Source organism: Paroceanicella profunda, from assembly GCF_005887635.2.
Classification (GTDB): Bacteria; Pseudomonadota; Alphaproteobacteria; order Rhodobacterales; family Rhodobacteraceae; genus Paroceanicella; species Paroceanicella profunda.
Genome location: NZ_CP040821.1, coordinates 59,325 through 76,613 on the forward strand (window position 1 = coordinate 59,325; position 17,289 = coordinate 76,613).

Consider the following 17,289-nt stretch of genomic DNA (forward strand, 5'->3'; position numbering starts at 1 on the left):
AGAGATCGTTATGTGTCCAACTTTTTTGCGGACCAGGGCCCCGCGACCTGGCCCGAGCCGAAGCTCCGCCGACAGGCGCGCCCCCGGACCCTGCACGCGTCTCCGCCCTTCCGGCGGGGCGCCGCGGCAGGCCCGGGGCCCGCCATGCGCCGAACGACCTCCCGGCATGGGCCGGGCCAGAACACTCCAGGGTAGGAAAACCAATGGACCTTCACCTTCTCATCGGCGGCGACGCCACGCCCGCCGAAGACGCCCGCACCTTCGAGCGCCGCGACCCGGTGACGGGCGCGCTCGCCACCCGGGCCGCGGCCGCGCGCAAGGCGGATGTGGACCGCGCCGTGGAAGCCGCCGCCGCCGCCTTCCCCGCCTGGTCGCAGACCGGGCCGGGCGCGCGCCGCGCCATCCTGCTCAAGGCCGCCGACCTGCTGGAGGCCCGCACCCCCGAGTTCATCGAGACCGGCATCGCGGAGACCGGCGCCACCGGTCCCTGGCTGGGCTTCAACGTGGCCTTCGCCGCCGGCATCCTGCGCGAGGCCGCGGCGATGACCACCCAGGTGAAGGGCGAGGTGGTGCCCTCCGACAAGCCGGGCACCCTGGCGATGGCCTACCGCCAGCCGGTGGGCGTGCTGGTGGGCATGGCGCCGTGGAACGCGCCTGTCATCCTCGGGATGCGCGCCGTCGCGATGCCCATCGCCTGCGGCAACACCGTGGTGCTGAAGGCCTCCGAGATGTGCCCGCGCCTGCACGTGATGATCGGCGAGACGCTGGAGCAGGCCGGCCTGCCGAAGGGGGTGATCAACGTCGTCACCCACGCGGCGGAGGACGCGCCGGAGGTGGTCGCCGCCCTGGTGGAGCACCCGAAGGTGAAGCGCGTCAACTTCACCGGCTCCACCCGCGTGGGCCGCATCATCGCCGAGCTGGCCGCCCGCCACCTCAAGCCGGTGCTGCTGGAGCTGGGCGGCAAGGCGCCGATGCTGGTGCTCGACGACGCGGACCTGGACGGCGCGGTGAACGCCGCCGCCTTCGGCGCCTTCATGAACCAGGGCCAGATCTGCATGTCCACCGAGCGCATCATCGTCGATGAGACCGTGGCCGACGCCTTCGTGGAGAAATTCGCCGCGAAGGCCGCCGCCCTGCCCTTCGGAAACCCGCGCGAGCACGTGGTGCTCGGCTCCGTGGTGAATCGCGCCACGGTGGAACGGGTGGACATGCTCATCGCCGACGCGCTGGCGCAGGGTGCCACCTGCGTGGCGGGCGGCGCCACCGACAGCACCATCATGCCGGCGACGGTGATCGACGGGGTGACCCCGGACATGAAGCTCTTCCGCGAGGAATCCTTCGGCCCCGTGGTCTGCGTGGTGCGCGCGCGCGACACCGAGCACGCGATCGCGCTTGCGAACGACACCGAGTACGGCCTCTCCTCCTCGGTGTTCGGCGCAGACGTCACCCGGGCCATGGCGGTGGCGCGGCGCATCGAGGCCGGCATCTGCCACGTGAACGGCCCCACCGTGCAGGACGAGGCGCAGATGCCCTTCGGCGGCATGAAGGCCTCCGGCTACGGTCGCTTCGGCGGCTCGGCGGCCATCGACGAATTCACCGAGCTCCGCTGGATCACCCTCGAGGATCCGGCGCAGCATTACCCGTTCTGATGGTGACCGGCATGGACGGGAGCGACACCAGCGGGGCGGCCGGGGCCACCCTCACCGCCGGCGGGGCGATCTTCACGCGGCTGAAGGCGCTCGGCATCGACTACGTGTTCACCAATTCGGGCACGGACTTCCCCCCCATCATCGAGGGGCTGGCGGAGGCGACGGCGAAGGGCATCGACCTGCCGCGCGCCCTCGTCATCCCGCATGAACACGCGGCGATGGGCATGGCGCACGGCTATTACCTGATCTCCGGCACGCCGCAGGCGGTGATGCTGCACACCAACGTGGGCCTGTCGAACGGCGCCACCGGGGCCATCAACGCCGCCTGCGAGCACATCCCCATGCTGCTGATGTCCGGCCGCACCCCGGTGACGGAGCAGGGCCGGTTCGGCGCGCGCACCGTGCCCATCGGCTGGGGGCAGGAGATGCGCGACCAGTCCGCGCTGGTGCGCGAGGCCTGCAAGTGGGAGTACGAGTTGAAGTTCCCCGAGCAGATCGGCGGCCTTCTGGACCGCGCGCAGGCCATCGCCTCCTCCACGCCGAAGGGGCCGGTCTACCTCTCGCTGCCACGCGAGGTGCTGTGCGAGCCCTGCCCTTCGGAGGGGCTTGAGGCCCCGGCGAGCATGGCGCCGGTGGCGCTCGCCCCCGAGCCGGGCGCGCTGGCCGAGGCCGCCCGGCTGCTGGCCGGCGCGCAGGCCCCGCTGGTGATCGCGCAGCGCGGCGCGGGGGATGCGGCCAGCTTCGCCGCCTTCTCCGCCTGGGCGCAGGACTGGGGCATCGCGGTGAGCAGCTGGTGGGCCACGCATCTCGCCCTGCCCACCGACCACCCCTGCCACGTGGGCGCCGACCCGGGGCCGGCGCTGGCGGCGGCCGACGTGATCGTGGTGCTCGACTGCCTCGCGCCCTGGTGGCCGGACATGCACCACCCGAACCCGGCCGCGAAGGTGATCCACATCGGCCCGGACCCGCTGTTCTCGCGCTTCCCGGTGCGCAACTTCCGCTCCGACCTTGCCCTGGCGGGGGAGAGCGCGGTCACCCTGCCCGCGCTCTTCGCCGCCATGGCCGGCCTGACGCGGGACGAGAGCGCCATCGCCGCCCGCCGCGCCCGCCTGGCGGGGGAGACGGCCGTCGCCCGCGCCCGGATGCGCGAGGCGATCACCGCCTCCGCCACCCGGGGCATCACGAAGGAATTCGTGAGCCAGTGCCTCGGCACGGCGCTGGAGGGCGAGACCTCCAGCGTCTTCTCCGAACTGGGCACCAAGCTGGGGCCGCTGGAGCGGCGCGAGCACCGCTCCTGGTTCCAGGAGCCGCATTCGGGCGGGCTCGGCTGGTCCTTCCCCTGCGCGCTCGGCGCGAAGCTGGCGGAGCCGGGGCGCACCTGCGTGGCCACGATGGGCGACGGCTCCTACATGTTCGCCAACCCCACCGCCTGCCACCAGATCGCCGAGGCGCTGGAACTGGGCATCCTGGTGCTGATCCTCAACAACGAGGAATGGGGGGCGGTGCGCGGCTCCGTCGTCGGGCTCTACCCGGAGGGGCACGCGGCGAAGGCCAACGAGATGCCGCTCACCGCGCTGAAGCCCTCGCCGGACTTCTGCTCCACCGCCCGCGCCAGCCGCGCCTGGGCCCGGCGGGTGACGGAGGCGGACGCCCTGCCCGGCCTGCTGGCCGAGGCGCTGGAGGTGACGCGGAGCGGCAGGCTCGCCCTGCTCGACATCCGCATCCTGCCCGACTGAGGGCGCGGCCCGCGAGGCAGGCGCGGCCCCGGTTGCGCCTGCCCGTTCCGGGGCCGCACCCGGCACCCGAGGCGCATGAGACGATATGCGAGGCCCGGGGTCCGGGGCAGGCCGCCCGCCACGCCAGTGCCGGTGGTCTGCCCTTCACCCGCGCCCTGCGCACCGCCGGTTCCGGTGCCCGGGTGCGCGCCGTGCGAGGCGCCTTCGCCGATGCGCTGCGCCTTCCGTGAGCCATCGGTGGCCGATGCGCCATCCGCGCCGGCTGGGTGTCGCCGCCCGGCATCCGCTGCGCGACGCGTGCGCCGCAAGGCGCGGGAGGCCCCTGCACGATGCGTGAGGTGGCGCGCGTCCGCACGTCCGGTTTCCGACGGGAGCCGCCGGGCGCCCGCACAGACGGCCCGCCCGGTGTTCCGCACGCGGCCTCGGCGCCTGCCCGGGTGCCGCTAGCGTTCCCCGCGCATCGTCCAGAAGAAGATGCGCAGCTTGCGGCTGGCCTTCGCGCCGGGGAAGGTGGCCTCGAAGGCCTCGTCCAGCAGCGAGGGCGACAGCAGGATCTTGCTGCTCAGCGCCTGCAGGAAGTCGAGCTTGAGGGCGCCGCGCTCCGGCGCGTCCGACACGAAGATGGCGTAGCGCTCGTCGGTGTAGGTCTCGCGCGCGTCCTCCCAGGTGCAGCCGCCGATGTCGTCCAGCATCGCCTTCACGATCTCGAAATCCCCGACGTAATAGCTCAGCTCGCCCCTGCAGAAGGCCTGCGCCAGGTCGCGGTGGGTGTCGAAGAGCACGATGCCGCCGGTGTCCCCGCAACCGTCGCCGCTGCCGCAGGGCGCTGTGCTGCGGTGCTGCAGGTCGTAGAGCTGCTTCTTCAGGTCCTCGCGGTATTGCGGCCACTCGCCGGCGCGCAGGATCGCCTCGATCCCGTCATATTGCGAGGTGGTGTTGCCCACCACGCCCACCTTCAGCCCGGTGCCCCCCTCCCCGACCCGCCGCGCGTAGGTGACCCCGGAGAGGTAGACGGGCGGCGAGGCGAGATGGTCGGTCAGCCGGGTGCGGGTGATGGTGGCCGGGTCGCACAGGATGTCGATCCCCCCCGCCTTCAGCGCGTCGAACCGGGTGCGCGCGGTGATCGGCACGGCCTCGACGGTGAAACGGTGGCGGCGCTGGACATCGACCAGAGTGCCGTCGCACAGCCGCACCACGTAGCCGCTGTAGCCCTGCCGGTGCAGCGGCCCGTCCCAGTCGCTCGCCGGCCCCGAGGGCAGCCGGTAGGAGAAGGGCTTCGCATCCTCGCGCACCCCCACCCGCAGCACCGGCACCTCCTGCGCGCGCGGCGCACCCGGCAGGGCCAGGAGCAGTGACAGCAGGAGCGGGCCGAGGCGCCTCACGCCTCCTCCTCCCCCAGTTCGACGAGCAGCACGAAGGCCACGAAGAACACCAGCGTGGGCAGGGTGTAGAGCGCGGTCTCGCGCAGCATCAGCGCGGTGCTGTCCAGCCCGGCATCGGGCCTCAGGGCCAGCAGGAACGCCCAGCACATGTAGACCGGCATCAGGCACAGCGCCGCGGCGAGCGTGCCCCAGGCCGGCAGGCGCTCATGCTGGTCGGCGACGATGAACACCCCGAAGGCCACGATGAGACCGAAGACGAAGGTGAGCGCGCAGAACGGCCCCCGCGCCTCCAGCAGGTCGCGCACCTGCGCCTTGGTGAGATAGCCCAGGCGCAGGAAATCCTCGACCCCCGCGGTGAGGAAACAGGCAACCACCGTGAGCGCGGCCGGCGCCAGCGCGGCGTAGAAGAACCGCAGGCAGGGCATCCTGCGAAAGCGCCAGGGCCGCCAGGCGGCGCTTTCGAGCCGCGCTTCCCGGATCAGGAGCGCGAGGCCGGCGGTGGCGCCCAGCCCGAGGCCGGACCCGAAGCCGTACCACATCGCGGTATAGGCGATCTCCCAGTTCCATTTCAGGGTGCCGAAGGTTTCGCGGGTGAGCCAGTGCTCCGCGCCGCGCGGGAAGAGGTAGTAGATCGCGGACGTGCCGCAGATGGTGAGGAACACGCTCAGCAGCGTGGCGCCGGCGAGGCTGTTGTAGAGCGGGTCACGCGCGCTGCGCACCCGTTCGACGACCGCGCCCAGCGGCGTCTCCGGGTCCACCGCGGCGCGGCGGTGGTTGCGGATGAACAGCACGGCGAAGAGCGCGAGCAGGTTGTCGCGCGTGCGCGCGGCCATGGCGCGCACCTCGGGCAGGGATTGCGGCGCGGTGCGGGCCTGGGCCAGCGCCGCGCTCAGGGCGTCGATCTCCCCGCGCACGGTACCGGCCAGCTGTTGCAGCATGGCGTTGGGGTATTGCGCGAAGATCTGGTCGCGCTGCTCGCCCACCACGCTGGAGCGCAGCAGGTCGATGGTGACGAGGGCGTGAAGCGCGTCCTCGTGCAGGGACTGCGCGGCGGAATCCTCCTCCGGCCCGCGGGGCATCAGGGCGCGGTAGGCATCGCTGAGCGGCTGGTAGCTGTGCGCGCCCAGGCGCAGATAATCCACCCGGTGCAGGCGCGTGATGGTGCGGTAGGCCCCCTGCGGGATGTTGGCCAGCCAGTGCGCGACGGTGCGCGCGGCCCGCTCCGCCGGAGCGAAGACACCGGTGGAGAGCGCCGCGATGATGGTGGCCGAGACGTAGAACGGCTTGCCGTAGGCGGTCTCGTCCAGCAGCGGCACCCCGTCATCGCCGGGGATGTTGCCGGTGGAGCCGCGCACATCCGGATCGGCGGCCTGCAGCAGGCCGTAGAGCTCGGCCGAGCTCAGCAGCACCGCGTAGATCGCGAGGTAGATCAGCACGTAGAAGAACAGGCCGCGCAACAGCTCTGCCCGCGTGCACAGCGAGTCGAACTGCACCCCCTGCAGGATCGGGTACCGGTCATGGACATAAAGGGTGAGCGGGTTCGAGAACTGCCGGAACGCCTCCAGGATCAGGGTGAGGCCCCCGGCGCCGATCACCACCCAATATGCGAAATCGGCCTCCATTCCACGCCCCTTCCGCCTACAGGCAGGTCTTGATCTCCGGGTTGCAGGGCCCGACCTGCGGCAGGTCGCCCGGCCCCGTCGGCTGAGCGCCGGGGGCAAGCCCGGGCGCGGGCGCAATGGCGGGTGCAAGCACCAGCAACAACAGCAGCAGCCCGGCTGCGGTACGTTCGGCGATGGTCATCTCCGGTCTCCCCGTGATGGGGGCCGGGGGCGCCGCTGTGGCGGGCCGCCGGCCGGGTGATGGCAGCGTGGTGCCGCCAGTCTGTGCCGCGCGCGCCGCGGCGCCAGTGATGCCTGTCACAGCCCGGCGCGCCCGGGCGCCCCTCAGGCGAGCAGCACGAAATCGCGCCCGGGCCAGCCGCGCGTCCGCGCGCAGACCTCGACCCCCTCCCGCGAGCCCTCGTCGTTCGTGTTGCCCTCGATGGTCTCGAAACTGTCGGCGGCCATGCCGGTGAGGAAGCCGACATGCGTCCAGTCCTGCGCCGAGGCACGCACGCAGAACAGCACGCCCGGGCGCAACCGCCCGGCCCGGCGCGCGGCGCTGCCGAGCTCGGTCTCCGCCACGAAGCGGCCGCCGGCCTTCGCGTCGGCGACCAGCGCGTCCACCCCCACCTGCCGGGGGATCGGCGCGCCCTCTCCCAGCGCGTGGCCGGCCTGGGCCAGGACATGGCTCACGAACCCCGCGCACCAGGGCTGCGCATCGCCCTGCGCGCCGTGCATGTAAAGCCGCACCCAGGGGCCGCAGTTGCCCTGCCCCTTCACCGTGAATTCCACCGGGTGTTCGGCGAGATGCTGGCGCGCGACGGCCAGCGCCGCCTCGTAGATCCCGGCCCCGGAGGGGAGCGCCGGTACCGCCAGCGCCCGGTGCATCGGCGCGGTGAGCGCGGCCCAGACCCGCTCGTCCACCACGCCGGTGCGCGGCAGCCCGGCCTGGGCCTGGAAGGCGATCACCGCCGCCTCGGTGGCGCCGCCGAACTCTCCGTCGATATCGGTGCGCGCGCCGTGGAAGGAACACCATTCCTGCACCCGGGCCACGTCGCGCCGGCTGCCCTTGTCCTTGCGGCCGCGGGCGATCTCGCCGGGAAAGGACAGCTCGGCGCTCACCACCCTGGCCAGCGGCGCGGGAAAGCCGGGCTCCGCCGCCACGCCGGCCGGGGCGAGCCGCGCCACCAGCCCGGCCACGGCCCCCGCGCCGGGGTCGAGCGGCCGGCCGGTCTGCACCGCCCCGGTCTCCTCCAGCCGGCGCAGCAGCACCGCGCCGCCGCATTGCGCGGAGACCGCGTCGGGGTCGAACCGGCCATCGGCCACGAACTTGCCGCTGCGGTAGTGGTTGGAAAAGCTCCACAGATAGGGGGAGGCGAGGCCCCGGGTGCGATAGCCCAGCCCGTTGTAGCGTTCCATCCGGTCGAGCATGGCGCCGAGGGGCCAGTCCTCCAGCCCGGCCAGGCCCTCCAGGGTCAGCGCGTCCACCGCGCTCTCCATCCAGGTGAAGGGCGGCTGGCCCTCCGCCGGCCGGCGCGCGGGGTGGTGCACGGTGCGCGCCGAGAGCGGATCGCCGTTGTGCAGGTGGGTCTCCAGGCTGAAGCCGGCCTCCAGCCCGTGGATCACCCCGATGAACCACCAGGGGATGTCCAGCCGGGCGCCGAGCTGCTCGTAGAGCGCGCGGTTGCGCAGAAGCGGGCCGACGTAGAACCGGTCGATCTCCGCCAGCCGCGCCGGGTCGGGCCGGCAGGAGGCGTAGAGCGCCTCGAGCCGGTCGGCGACCGGGGGCGCCACGGCCACGGCATCGTCCGCCGCGGGGCCGGGCTCCTCAGGGTGCGCGGCGGGGTCCGGAAGGTGACGCCCTCCAGCCAGCGCCTGCGCGGCGGCGGCGCCCAGCCGGTCCAGCACGCCCTGATAGGCCCCGAGCGCGGAATCGAACGGGCGGCTGCGCAGCGCGGCAACGGCGCCGGCCAGACTGTCGGCCAGCGTCTCGACCAGGGCCGCGTCATCGACCGCCGCCGCCGGTGCCGCCTCCACCGTGTCGCGCAGCGCGCGGATCCTGCGGAGCACGGCACCGAGCGCGCGGTGCTCCACCGGGTCCGCCCCCGCGCGGCGGCGGCGCATCACCGGAAGCTCGGCTGCGGAAATCAGCGCCTGGCGCTCCTCGAAGGTCATCACCGCGTCCTCCCCGTCCGGCCGAACCTCCCGCAACGCAGCATGAACCTGGCGTCAGGAGAAAGTCACCGGAATTAACTGACAGAACATTATCATTAATTGACTTGCCGATCCATGTAGTGACGGAGACGGTATCATCGCCTCTATTGGCATCCTGTGCGAAATGTCACAGTTTTTCGCCGTACTCGCGACCAGAGTGGCCCCGATACACCTCGCCAACCGAAGCAGCGCGCCATGGCCCTGCCCCGCGCCGCAGCACAGGGAGCTACCCGCGATGACCGACTGGAGCGTCTCCTCCCTTCCGGGCTTCTTCCGCTCCGGCGACCTGGTGAACTACCGCCCCGACGCGGTGGGCCTGTGCTTCTCGGGCGGCGGCTACCGGGCCACGCTGTTTCACGCGGGCGCGGTGATCCGGCTCAACGAACTGGGCCTGCTGCCGCGCCTCGACCGGATCTCCAGCGTCTCCGGCGGGTCCATCACCTCCGGGCTGCTGGCGATGGCCTGGCGGCACCTGCCCTTTGACGCGACGACCGGGGTGGCCCCGGCCGACGCGCTGCACGCGGCCTTCGTGGAGCCGGTGCTGGAGGCCACCGCGCGCACGCTCGACATCCGGGTGGGGCTGGCGGGCCTCCTGCCCTTCGTCTCGGCCGGCAACCGGCTGGCGGACCTGTATGACAGCCGTGTCTTCAACGGGTTCGCCCTGCGCGACCTGCCGCAACGCCCGGCCTTCGTGTTCAACGCCACCAACCTGCAGACCGGCGGGCTGGTGCGCTTCACCCGCGCCTACCTCGCGGACTGGCGGGCGTTCCGCTCCACCACAGCGCACCTGCGGCTGGCCGACGCGGTTGCCGCTTCCTCCGCCTTCCCGCCGGTGCTGGCGCCGCTGCGGCTGGACCTCTCGCGCGAGACGGTGGAGACGCCGCAAGGCGCGCGCTTCGACGCCCCCGAGCTGCGGCGCGAGCCGGTGCTGGTGGATGGCGGGGTGCATGACAACCTCGGCCTGGAGGCGGTGTGGAAGCGCTGCGGCATCCTCATCGCCAGCTACGCCGGCCACAACGCCGCCGCCGAGGCCAGCAGCTTCTCGGTCGATCACATGGTGCCGGTGGTCTACAGCTTCCTCGCCTCCAGCATCGACTGGCGCGAGCGCATGCTGATCAACCTGTTCCGCCACCGGCTGGCCGACGGGCTGCCCGAGCGCCGCGGCGCCTACTGGACCGCCGGCACGAAAATGGAGGATTTCCCGCTGCACGACGGCTGGAAACCCTCCGCCGACACCCTGCGTCGCGCCCGCGACACCCCCACCCGGCTGGAGGCGCTCTCGCGCCCGGAGCAGAAGGTGGTGGTCGAGGCCGGCTACGGCTATGCCGACGCCGCGCTGCGCAGCTACCTCCTGCCCGGCGCCCCGGCCCCCGCCGGCCCGCCCCGGGTGTTCCCCTGACCCCGGACACGAAGGACCCCACCCCATGCGCCGCGCCGCCCCCCTCACCGGTGCCCCCCTCCCCCGCCGCGACCCCGGAGCCACTCTCACGGGCCTCCCGGCCAGCGCCCGCAGGCGCGCCGTCCGCCGCGGGCTGACAGCAATGCGCGCCAGCCTCACCTCTGTCCGCCGCGGGTTGACAGCAATGCGCGCCAGCCTCGCCTCCGCTCGCCGCGCGTTGACAGCAGCGCGGGTCAGCCTCACACGCCCCGACCGCGGATTCGGAGCGGCGCTTGCCGGTATCGCCACCGCCATCCGCAGCCCGGAAACCACCCTGGCCGGGTTCGGAACCCTCCTCGCTGCGCTGATGCTGCGCGCAGGGGCCGCCGTCGCGCAGGCCGACGACACGGACAGCGGCAGCCCGCCGCTGGTGTTCTCCGATCCCGCCATGATGGCCCAGGCGGGGCAGGCGCTGGTGCTGCTGTTCGTGCTCGCCCTGCTGCTGGAGAGCGCGCTGACGCTGCTGTTCGACTGGCGGGTGTTCCTCGCCTATTTCGACCGCAAGGGCTGGAAGACGCCCATCGCCTTCGCCGTGGCCTGGCTGATGGTGTGGAAATTCGACCTCGATGTCGTTGCCAGCCTGATCGCCATCTACCGCAAGGCCGACGCGGTGAGCGGGCCGGTGAGCGGCGCGCTCACCGCGCTCATCCTCGCGGGGGGCAGCGCCGGGGTGAACCGGCTGATGCGCGGGCTGGGCTTCCGCTCCTCCCATCGCGCGGAGGAGGTGGCCCCCAGCCCGCCGGGCACCCGCGCCTGGGTGTCGGTGCGGGTGACGCGCAGCCACTCGACGGGGCCGGTGGCCGTCACGGTCTCCGAGGTGCCGGACGGCACGCCGGAGCCCGCCGCCATCGCCGGCACCGTCGGCACCCGCCCGCCCGGCCTGCGCCAGCTCATGTTCCGCGACCCGAACCGCTTCCCCGGCAGCGGCGGATATGCGGTGGAGGCCGGGCCGGTCTACCGGATCGGCGTGCTCGGCCAGGATGCGCAGGGCACCCCCCTGCCCGACCCGCTGGCCGGCCGCAGCTTCCGCTTCGCCCCCGGGGCCATCGTCGACATCGAGGTCACGCTCTGAGCGCCCCTCCCCGCAGGAGAGTCCCCCCATGACCGATGACCAACGCCGCGCCGTCCTCCTGCACGACCTGATCTTCGAGCGCCCCGGCGGGCTGCGCTTCACCCAGGACAGCCCGGTGCTCTCCGACGTGTGGCTGGCCTATGCCCTCGCGCCGCGCAGCCGGCAGAAGCTCATCCTCACCCTGTCGCATGACCGCGGCGCCGGGCAGGCGGCGGCACAGCTCGGCGCCATGCTCGGGCGCCTGCGCGCCCGCGAGGCAGACCGTTTCCCCGACGGCACGCCGCCGGTCGCCCGCGGGCGCACCCGGATCTCGCACATCCCCGGGCAGATTTCCGCCGAGCTGCATTTCGACGAGCTGATGCGGCTGGCCCTGCCGCTCACGCCCTGGTGGGGGGAAACGCGCGACCAGCTGCTGCGGCTCGCGCACTCCCCCGCGGGCCGGCGCGGAGAGGCGGCGGACTGGACCGGCTTCCCGATGCACGGCCCCGGGCGGCGGCGCGACCTCGTGGAGGCCCTGCGCCTGCACGAGACCGGCGCCGCCCCGGCCGCGGACACCGCGCGCAAGCTGTACCTCCAGCGCCTGCCCGCCGACCTGCTGTGGCTGGTCCGGCTCGCCGGGCTGATCGGCACGGCCTTCCTCGATGGCCACGCCCTGCTGGACGAGGCGGACCCCACCGGCCGCGCCCTGGAGGCCCGGATGCTGCGCCGCGGCCCCGACGTGCTGCGCGGCACCCCGCCCCCGGGCCCGGACGCGTTTCCGGCAGAGGCGCTGGTCGACGGGTTCTTCCGCATCTACGAGGCCTGGAACACCGAGGAGAACCTCCAGCCGGAGCAGTTCATCTGGCGGGTGACACGCAACCGGCCGGTTGAACTTGCGGTCTCGCGCTCCGCCCTCACCGTGAAGGCCGACGCGGCGCGGCGGCTGTTCGACGTGAGCTGCCGCGAGATCACCTGGGCGGTGATCGACAGCGGCATCGACAGGGCTCACCCCGCCTTCGCCGACACCACGTTCCCCTGCCCGCGCGACGCGCCGCCCGCACTTGCGGACCTGCCCAGCCGGGTGGTGCTCACCCTCGACTTCACCCGGATCCGCGACCTGCTGGACGCGGACCTGCTCGGCTCCGGCCCCGCCGATGCCGCGCAGGACCCGGCGGTTTCCGAAGCCCGCGCCGCGCTGCGCACGGACCTCGCGCGCCGCCTGAACGCCGCCGCCCCGGGCGGCCTCTCCCCCGCCCAGGCCGAGGCCGCCGCCGAACGCCACATGGAGGAGCTGCGCACCCGCATCCGCCTCAACCGCGAGGTGGACTGGGAGGCCCTGCGCCCGCTGATCGAGGAACCCGACCCCATGCCGCCGCTCACCGACCACGGCACCCATGTGGCCGGCATCCTGGGCGCGGACTGGATCGACGACATCCCCGGCGAGGAGACCCTGCCCCTCGCCCTGCGCACCCGGGTGCTGCAGGGCGTGTGCCCCGACATCCGCCTCATCGATGTCCGGGTGTTCCGCGATGACGGGCAGACGGACGAATTCGAACTGCTCGCCGCCCTGCAATACCTGCGCTGGATGAACGCCCGCGCCGGCTACATCGCCGTGCACGGCGCCAACCTCAGCCTCTCTCTGGTGCACGAAGTGCGACGCTACGCCTGCGGCCACACCCCGATCTGCATCGAGTGCGACCAGGCCGTGGCCCTGGGCATGGTGATCGTGGCGGCGGCCGGGAACCGCGGCTTCGACGCCGGACCGCTGGAGGCGATCACCCTGGCCGACGGCTTCCGCGCCTCCACCATCACCGATCCGGGCAACGCCCAGAAGGTGATCACCGTGGGCGCCACGCACCGCGCCCGGCCGCATGAATACGGGGTCAGCTACTTCTCCAGCCGAGGCCCCACCGGCGACGGCCGCATGAAGCCCGACCTCGTGGCCCCGGGCGAGAAGATCCTCGGCCCCGTGCCCGGCGCCGTGCATGACCGCAAGGACGGCACCTCCATGGCGGCCCCGCACGTGAGCGGCGCCGCCGCCCTGCTCATGGCCCGGCACGACGAGCTGCGCGGCCAGCCGGACCGGGTGAAGGAGGTGCTCTGCGCCACCGCGACCGACCTCGGCCGCGAACGCTACTTCCAGGGCGCGGGGTTGCTCGACACGCTGCGCGCCCTGCAGGCCCTCTGAAGGAGATTGCCCATGTCGCTCACCCTCGCCGCCCTGCCCGCCCACCACGGAGACGCATTGCTGCTCAGCGCGGGAAGCACTTGCGTGCTGATCGACGGCGGCCCCTCCGGGGTGTGGAGACGCGCCCTCTCCCCCGCCCTCACCGGGCTGGGCCGTGGCGGCCCGGCCCTGATCGACCTGCTCATGGTCTCGCACATCGACGCGGACCACATCACCGGCATCCTCGAGCTCACCGACAAGCTCATCGAGGACCGGCAGAGCGGACGCCCCGCCGTGGCCCGGGTGCGCGAAGCCTGGTTCAACGGCTTCACCGACGCGCTGGCCCTCGCCGGCCCCGACGCAGCACGCACCGGTTCCACCGCCGCCGCGCTCAGCAGCTCCGCAAGCCCGCTCGCCGGCCTGCTGCCCGGCGGAACCGACAGCCGCTTCGTGCTCTCCAGCGTCGCACAGGGCCGCCGCCTCACCGACGCCCTCGCCGCGCTCGCCATCCCGCGCAACCACGGCTTCACCGATGGCCTCGCCCTCGCCGACAGCCGCGATACCGACTGGAGCTGCGGCCCGCTCACCCTGCGCATCCTCGGGCCGGACCGCGCGGCCCTCGAGGCGCTGCGCCGCGAATGGGCCCGGCATCTGCCGAAGATCCTCGCCCGGGAAACCGCGCGACAGGCCCGCGCCGAGGCGCTCGCCAGCCTGGACCGCTCGGTGTTCAACCTCTCCAGCATCGTGGCCGTTGCCGAAGCCGGCGGCAGGCGCGCCCTGCTCACCGGCGACGCGCGCGGCGACATGATCCTGGACGGGCTCACCGCGGCCGGCTTCTCCGGTCCGGACCTGCATTTCGACATCCTGAAGATGCCGCATCACGGCTCGGACCGGAACATCACCGAGGAGTTTCTCAGCCGCGTCACCGCCGACCATTATCTGGTCAGCGGCGACGGCAAGCACGGCAATCCCGAACCCGGCATGTTCGAAATGCTCTTCGCCGCGCGCCGCGGCACCCGTTTCACCCTGCACCTCACCTACCCGCTCGCGACCATCAGGGCCCACCGGGACTACGCGGCGGAGGACCGGGGCAAACGCCTGGCGGAGGCGCTGACGAAAGCCCCCGCCGGATGCGTCATCGAACCGACCGATACCGCCACCGGTGCCTTGATCGAGCTCTGACAGCGTCGGTCGGCCAGCTCAGTTCATACGGCCGCGACAAGCGATTAACGTGCAAAATATCGTCATAATGCGCGGCACATCGGCATGTCCGGGTTACCCCTTGCCCGAACCGGGTTTCCCGGTGGCGAGCCGCATCATCAGGTCCTCCAGCAGGGCCTCCGTCATCGCCTCGCCGTGGAACCGGATGGCAAATCCCTTCGCGTCCCGCACCGGCTCAGCCATGATGCCGCCGGGCAGGCTCACCCTGCTGCCGAGCTTCCGCAGGCTGGGCGGGCGGCCGCCCTTCGCCGGGCGCTGGGGCTCCGGTGCCTGCGCGGCCATGGCGGCCTCCAGAACCTGCCACTCGGCCTCCGCCGAGCCGGTCCGCCCGCTCTCATGCGCCTCGGCCAGAACAGTGCGGAGTTTCGCCGCGAAACCCTGGCGGAGCGCCTGCGCCAGGTGCAGCCCGGCCTTCTCCGACAATCCCGCCGGATGCGCCAGCAGGTCTCCGAGTTCCTCATGCACCAGCGCGAAGGACCGGATCTTGGAGCGCTTCGCCTTCGAGGCGGCCGCGAAGATCGTGTCCACCGCGGCCTCGGGCGAGGCAAAGGCGCCCTGCCCGGCGGCCACCACCGCGATGCGTCCGCGCTCATAGGGCGTGAGCTGGGCCCGAACCTCGTTCTCCACCACCATCGCGGTATAGGCCGCGCCAGCATCCTCCGCCGCGCAGAGAATGGCGCGAACCGTGCCGAACCGGGCATCGCCGGTTTCCGAGCGCAGGGCATGCAGGGCCGTCAGCCGGCGCCAGCCGGAAACGAGACCGTAAACGGGTACCTCACCGGCGGAACCGCGGCCCAGAGCCACCACCTCGATCGGATGTCGCTGCCCGGCGGCGCGCAACGACGCCTTCAACTCCTCCATCTCCTCGTGGTCCACCATCACGCGGTCACGGGTGATATGGTCCGCGCGCACGGCGTCCAGCGGCAGGTCCAGCAGCACCCGGCCACTGTCCATCGCCCCGCGCCATGCGGAGGCATCCGCCTCCACCCGCGCCCGGCGTTCACGGTCCGCAGCGGTTCCGGGCTGCATTTCGCGGGCCGCCTCGGCCGCCACCTGGGCAATGGGCGCCGCCATGCCGGGGCGGCCTGACACCGGTTTCGCCGCGAAACTCTCGTCGAACGCTGCCAGATCCTCGGCGCTCGGCGCCTCCAGTCTCTTACGCCTTGCCATGGCCTGCCTCCTTCTCGGCATCCTGTTTCGCCATCTGCTGGTCACGCCACCAGGCACCGAGCAGCAGTTCCTTGAACTCCGCATACGTCCGGTCGAATGCCTCACGCCCGCGCAGGTAGGTCTCGCGGTTGAACTCCCGGTAATCCGCCTCGTAGATGCCGTTCACACTCTCGCCGGCCTGGCCGACCAGCGCGGTGAATTCCTGCCGGTAGGCATTCATGAAATCCCCGATATAGGCATGGATGACATTGGCAAGGTCCGTCTGCTGGGAGGCGTCGAACCGGGTGATCACGGCGCGCACCACGTCCCATTCGAACTGGACCTCCTCAATGCCCAACATGCGCCGCTGGGAGTTCTCGCCTTCCTCGATGGAGGCGAAGGTGGAGTACAGCATGTCGAAGAACCGCCCGGTGGAATCGAACTCCAGGAAGGACGCCCCGAGCGGAACCAGCAGGATGTCGGCGGCCGCCAGCGCGTTGATGGTGAGATACCCCAGCGCCGGCGGCGTATCGAGGAAGATCACGTCATAGGCGTCCAGCACGCCTTCGTCGTTCAGGAAATTCCCCAGTGCGTCCCACAGCGGCCAGGACCGCAAGCCCATGCGCCACACGGGAATCTGGAACTCCGCCCAGTAGAGGTTGAGCTGCGCACCGATGAGGTCGATATTCGGCCAATGCGTCTTCTGGATCAGGTTTCGCGACGAAACCGTCAGCGCCTCGGTGAGGGTTTCGTCAAGGGGCAGGGGGGTGTCGCCACGCGCGGCGCGCACCCGGTTTTCCGCCTCCACCGCCTTCGCGTAATCCTTCGCGATGAGCGGGAACACCGTCTTCCATTCATCCTCCACTTGCCCCCCGAAGATCGAGGTCATGGAGCCCTGGCTGTCGAGATCGATCACCAGCACCTTGTAGCCGTCCAGCGCGGCGGACATGGCCAGGTGCGCGGCAGTGGAGGTCTTGCCGACCCCGCCCTTGAAATTCGCTACGGCGACGATCTTCGCGGGCAGCCCCTCCGGGCGCCACGGCCGGTATTCCTTGGTGGCCACCCCCTCCTTGGCGAAGTGATCCCGCAGGGTGAGCACCTCCTCCAGCGTGAACCACTTGCTGCCGCCCTCACCCTCTCCCTGCGGCAGTTCGGGATTGGACCTCAGCACCCGGCGCAGATGCGCCGGTGCCACCGGGATGAGGAACCGCGTCACCTCCCAGGCGGAAAAGCGGCGCAGGCGTTTCTTGCCTTCCGGTGCGTGGCCGCGTCGGGCAAGATCCTCCCTACCCTTGCTGCAGAAGGCGGCGACCTTGGCGAATCGGGCGGTGGTGACCGGCTGGCCGATCTTGCCCGCGGACTTCTCCGGGTCGATGTTGAAATAGGGCGGTGTGGTGGATTCGGGTTTCCTGCTCATGTGTCACTGCCTTGGTGGATGTTCGCCTTATCGACGCTTATCATCGAATTCATCGCACATCGTGAAGTTCATGTGAATTCGGTCATGACTTTGCATTAGCCCAGGCTGCAGCACCAGAGGTTTCGCCGCGAAACCCCCTGTTTCCCCGGATTTACCCCGAAAAAAGGCAGCGCAAAGCTTCAGAGTCTTTAAGGATATTTAGAATCTTTGGGCAAGAAAAAATCCTTGAGATCAACACACTAGAGAGTTCCAGGCGCCCGG

At 71.7% G+C, this 17,289-nt stretch carries 12 protein-coding genes; 6 read left to right on the top strand and 6 right to left on the bottom strand.

The genetic code is table 11. The features are described from left to right. Positions 1 to 203 precede the first annotated feature (203 nt). Together FDP22_RS22165 and FDP22_RS22170 are read left to right on the top strand one after the other, a co-directional pair. The gene (locus FDP22_RS22165; protein WP_138577030.1) at positions 204 to 1,649 is read left to right on the top strand and encodes an aldehyde dehydrogenase; all 1,446 of its coding nucleotides are present in this window, start codon (positions 204 to 206) and stop codon (positions 1,647 to 1,649) included. Positions 1,650 to 1,660: 11 nt separating this feature from the next. Then, positions 1,661 to 3,385 carry a thiamine pyrophosphate-requiring protein gene (locus FDP22_RS22170; protein ID WP_138577028.1) on the top strand — a complete coding sequence of 575 codons (1,725 nt, stop codon included), beginning with the start codon at positions 1,661 to 1,663 and terminating at the stop codon, positions 3,383 to 3,385. 443 nt (positions 3,386 to 3,828) lie between these two features. Here the strand turns inward: FDP22_RS22170 and FDP22_RS22175 are convergent, their stop codons facing one another. The 4 genes from FDP22_RS22175 to FDP22_RS25020 all read right to left on the bottom strand — a co-directional run bounded on the left by FDP22_RS22175 (position 3,829) and on the right by FDP22_RS25020 (position 8,546). Then, positions 3,829 to 4,767 carry a transporter substrate-binding domain-containing protein gene (locus FDP22_RS22175; protein ID WP_170317844.1) on the bottom strand — a complete coding sequence of 313 codons (939 nt, stop codon included), beginning with the start codon at positions 4,765 to 4,767 and terminating at the stop codon, positions 3,829 to 3,831. After that, positions 4,764 to 6,389 carry a hypothetical protein gene (locus FDP22_RS24640; protein WP_170317845.1) on the bottom strand — a complete coding sequence of 542 codons (1,626 nt, stop codon included), beginning with the start codon at positions 6,387 to 6,389 and terminating at the stop codon, positions 4,764 to 4,766. Before FDP22_RS24640 ends, FDP22_RS22175 begins: the two co-directional genes overlap by 4 nt. Positions 6,390 to 6,405: 16 nt before the next feature. After that, positions 6,406 to 6,570: a hypothetical protein gene (locus tag FDP22_RS24645; protein ID WP_170317846.1), complete on the bottom strand. Its 165-nt coding sequence runs from the start codon at positions 6,568 to 6,570 to the stop codon at positions 6,406 to 6,408. 143 nt (positions 6,571 to 6,713) lie between these two features. Further along, positions 6,714 to 8,546, bottom strand: coding sequence for a peptidoglycan-binding protein (locus tag FDP22_RS25020; protein ID WP_138577024.1), 1,833 nt, complete (start codon positions 8,544 to 8,546; stop codon positions 6,714 to 6,716). Between the two features lie 274 nt (positions 8,547 to 8,820). On the opposite strand from FDP22_RS25020, the gene FDP22_RS22185 reads away from it, so the two are divergent. The 4 genes from FDP22_RS22185 to FDP22_RS22200 all read left to right on the top strand — a co-directional run bounded on the left by FDP22_RS22185 (position 8,821) and on the right by FDP22_RS22200 (position 14,423). After that, a complete protein-coding gene (locus tag FDP22_RS22185) occupies positions 8,821 to 9,984 on the top strand; it encodes a patatin-like phospholipase family protein (RefSeq protein ID WP_170317847.1) in 1,164 nt (387 codons plus the stop codon). A 184-nt stretch (positions 9,985 to 10,168) separates the two neighbouring features. Continuing rightward, on the top strand, positions 10,169 to 11,095 hold the full coding sequence (locus tag FDP22_RS22190; RefSeq protein ID WP_138577020.1) for a hypothetical protein: 927 nt from the start codon (positions 10,169 to 10,171) through the stop codon (positions 11,093 to 11,095). Between the two features lie 28 nt (positions 11,096 to 11,123). After that, positions 11,124 to 13,262: a S8 family peptidase gene (locus tag FDP22_RS22195; protein WP_138577018.1), complete on the top strand. Its 2,139-nt coding sequence runs from the start codon at positions 11,124 to 11,126 to the stop codon at positions 13,260 to 13,262. Positions 13,263 to 13,274: 12 nt separating this feature from the next. Further along, on the top strand, positions 13,275 to 14,423 hold the full coding sequence (locus tag FDP22_RS22200; protein ID WP_138577016.1) for a ComEC/Rec2 family competence protein: 1,149 nt from the start codon (positions 13,275 to 13,277) through the stop codon (positions 14,421 to 14,423). A 93-nt stretch (positions 14,424 to 14,516) separates the two neighbouring features. Here FDP22_RS22200 and FDP22_RS22205 read toward each other — a convergent pair whose 3' ends face one another. Further along, positions 14,517 to 15,632, bottom strand: coding sequence for a ParB/RepB/Spo0J family partition protein (locus tag FDP22_RS22205; protein ID WP_138577014.1), 1,116 nt, complete (start codon positions 15,630 to 15,632; stop codon positions 14,517 to 14,519). Further along, positions 15,619 to 17,028, bottom strand: coding sequence for an AAA family ATPase (locus FDP22_RS22210; RefSeq protein WP_138577012.1), 1,410 nt, complete (start codon positions 17,026 to 17,028; stop codon positions 15,619 to 15,621). Before FDP22_RS22210 ends, FDP22_RS22205 begins: the two co-directional genes overlap by 14 nt. Positions 17,029 to 17,289: the final 261 nt, after the last annotated feature.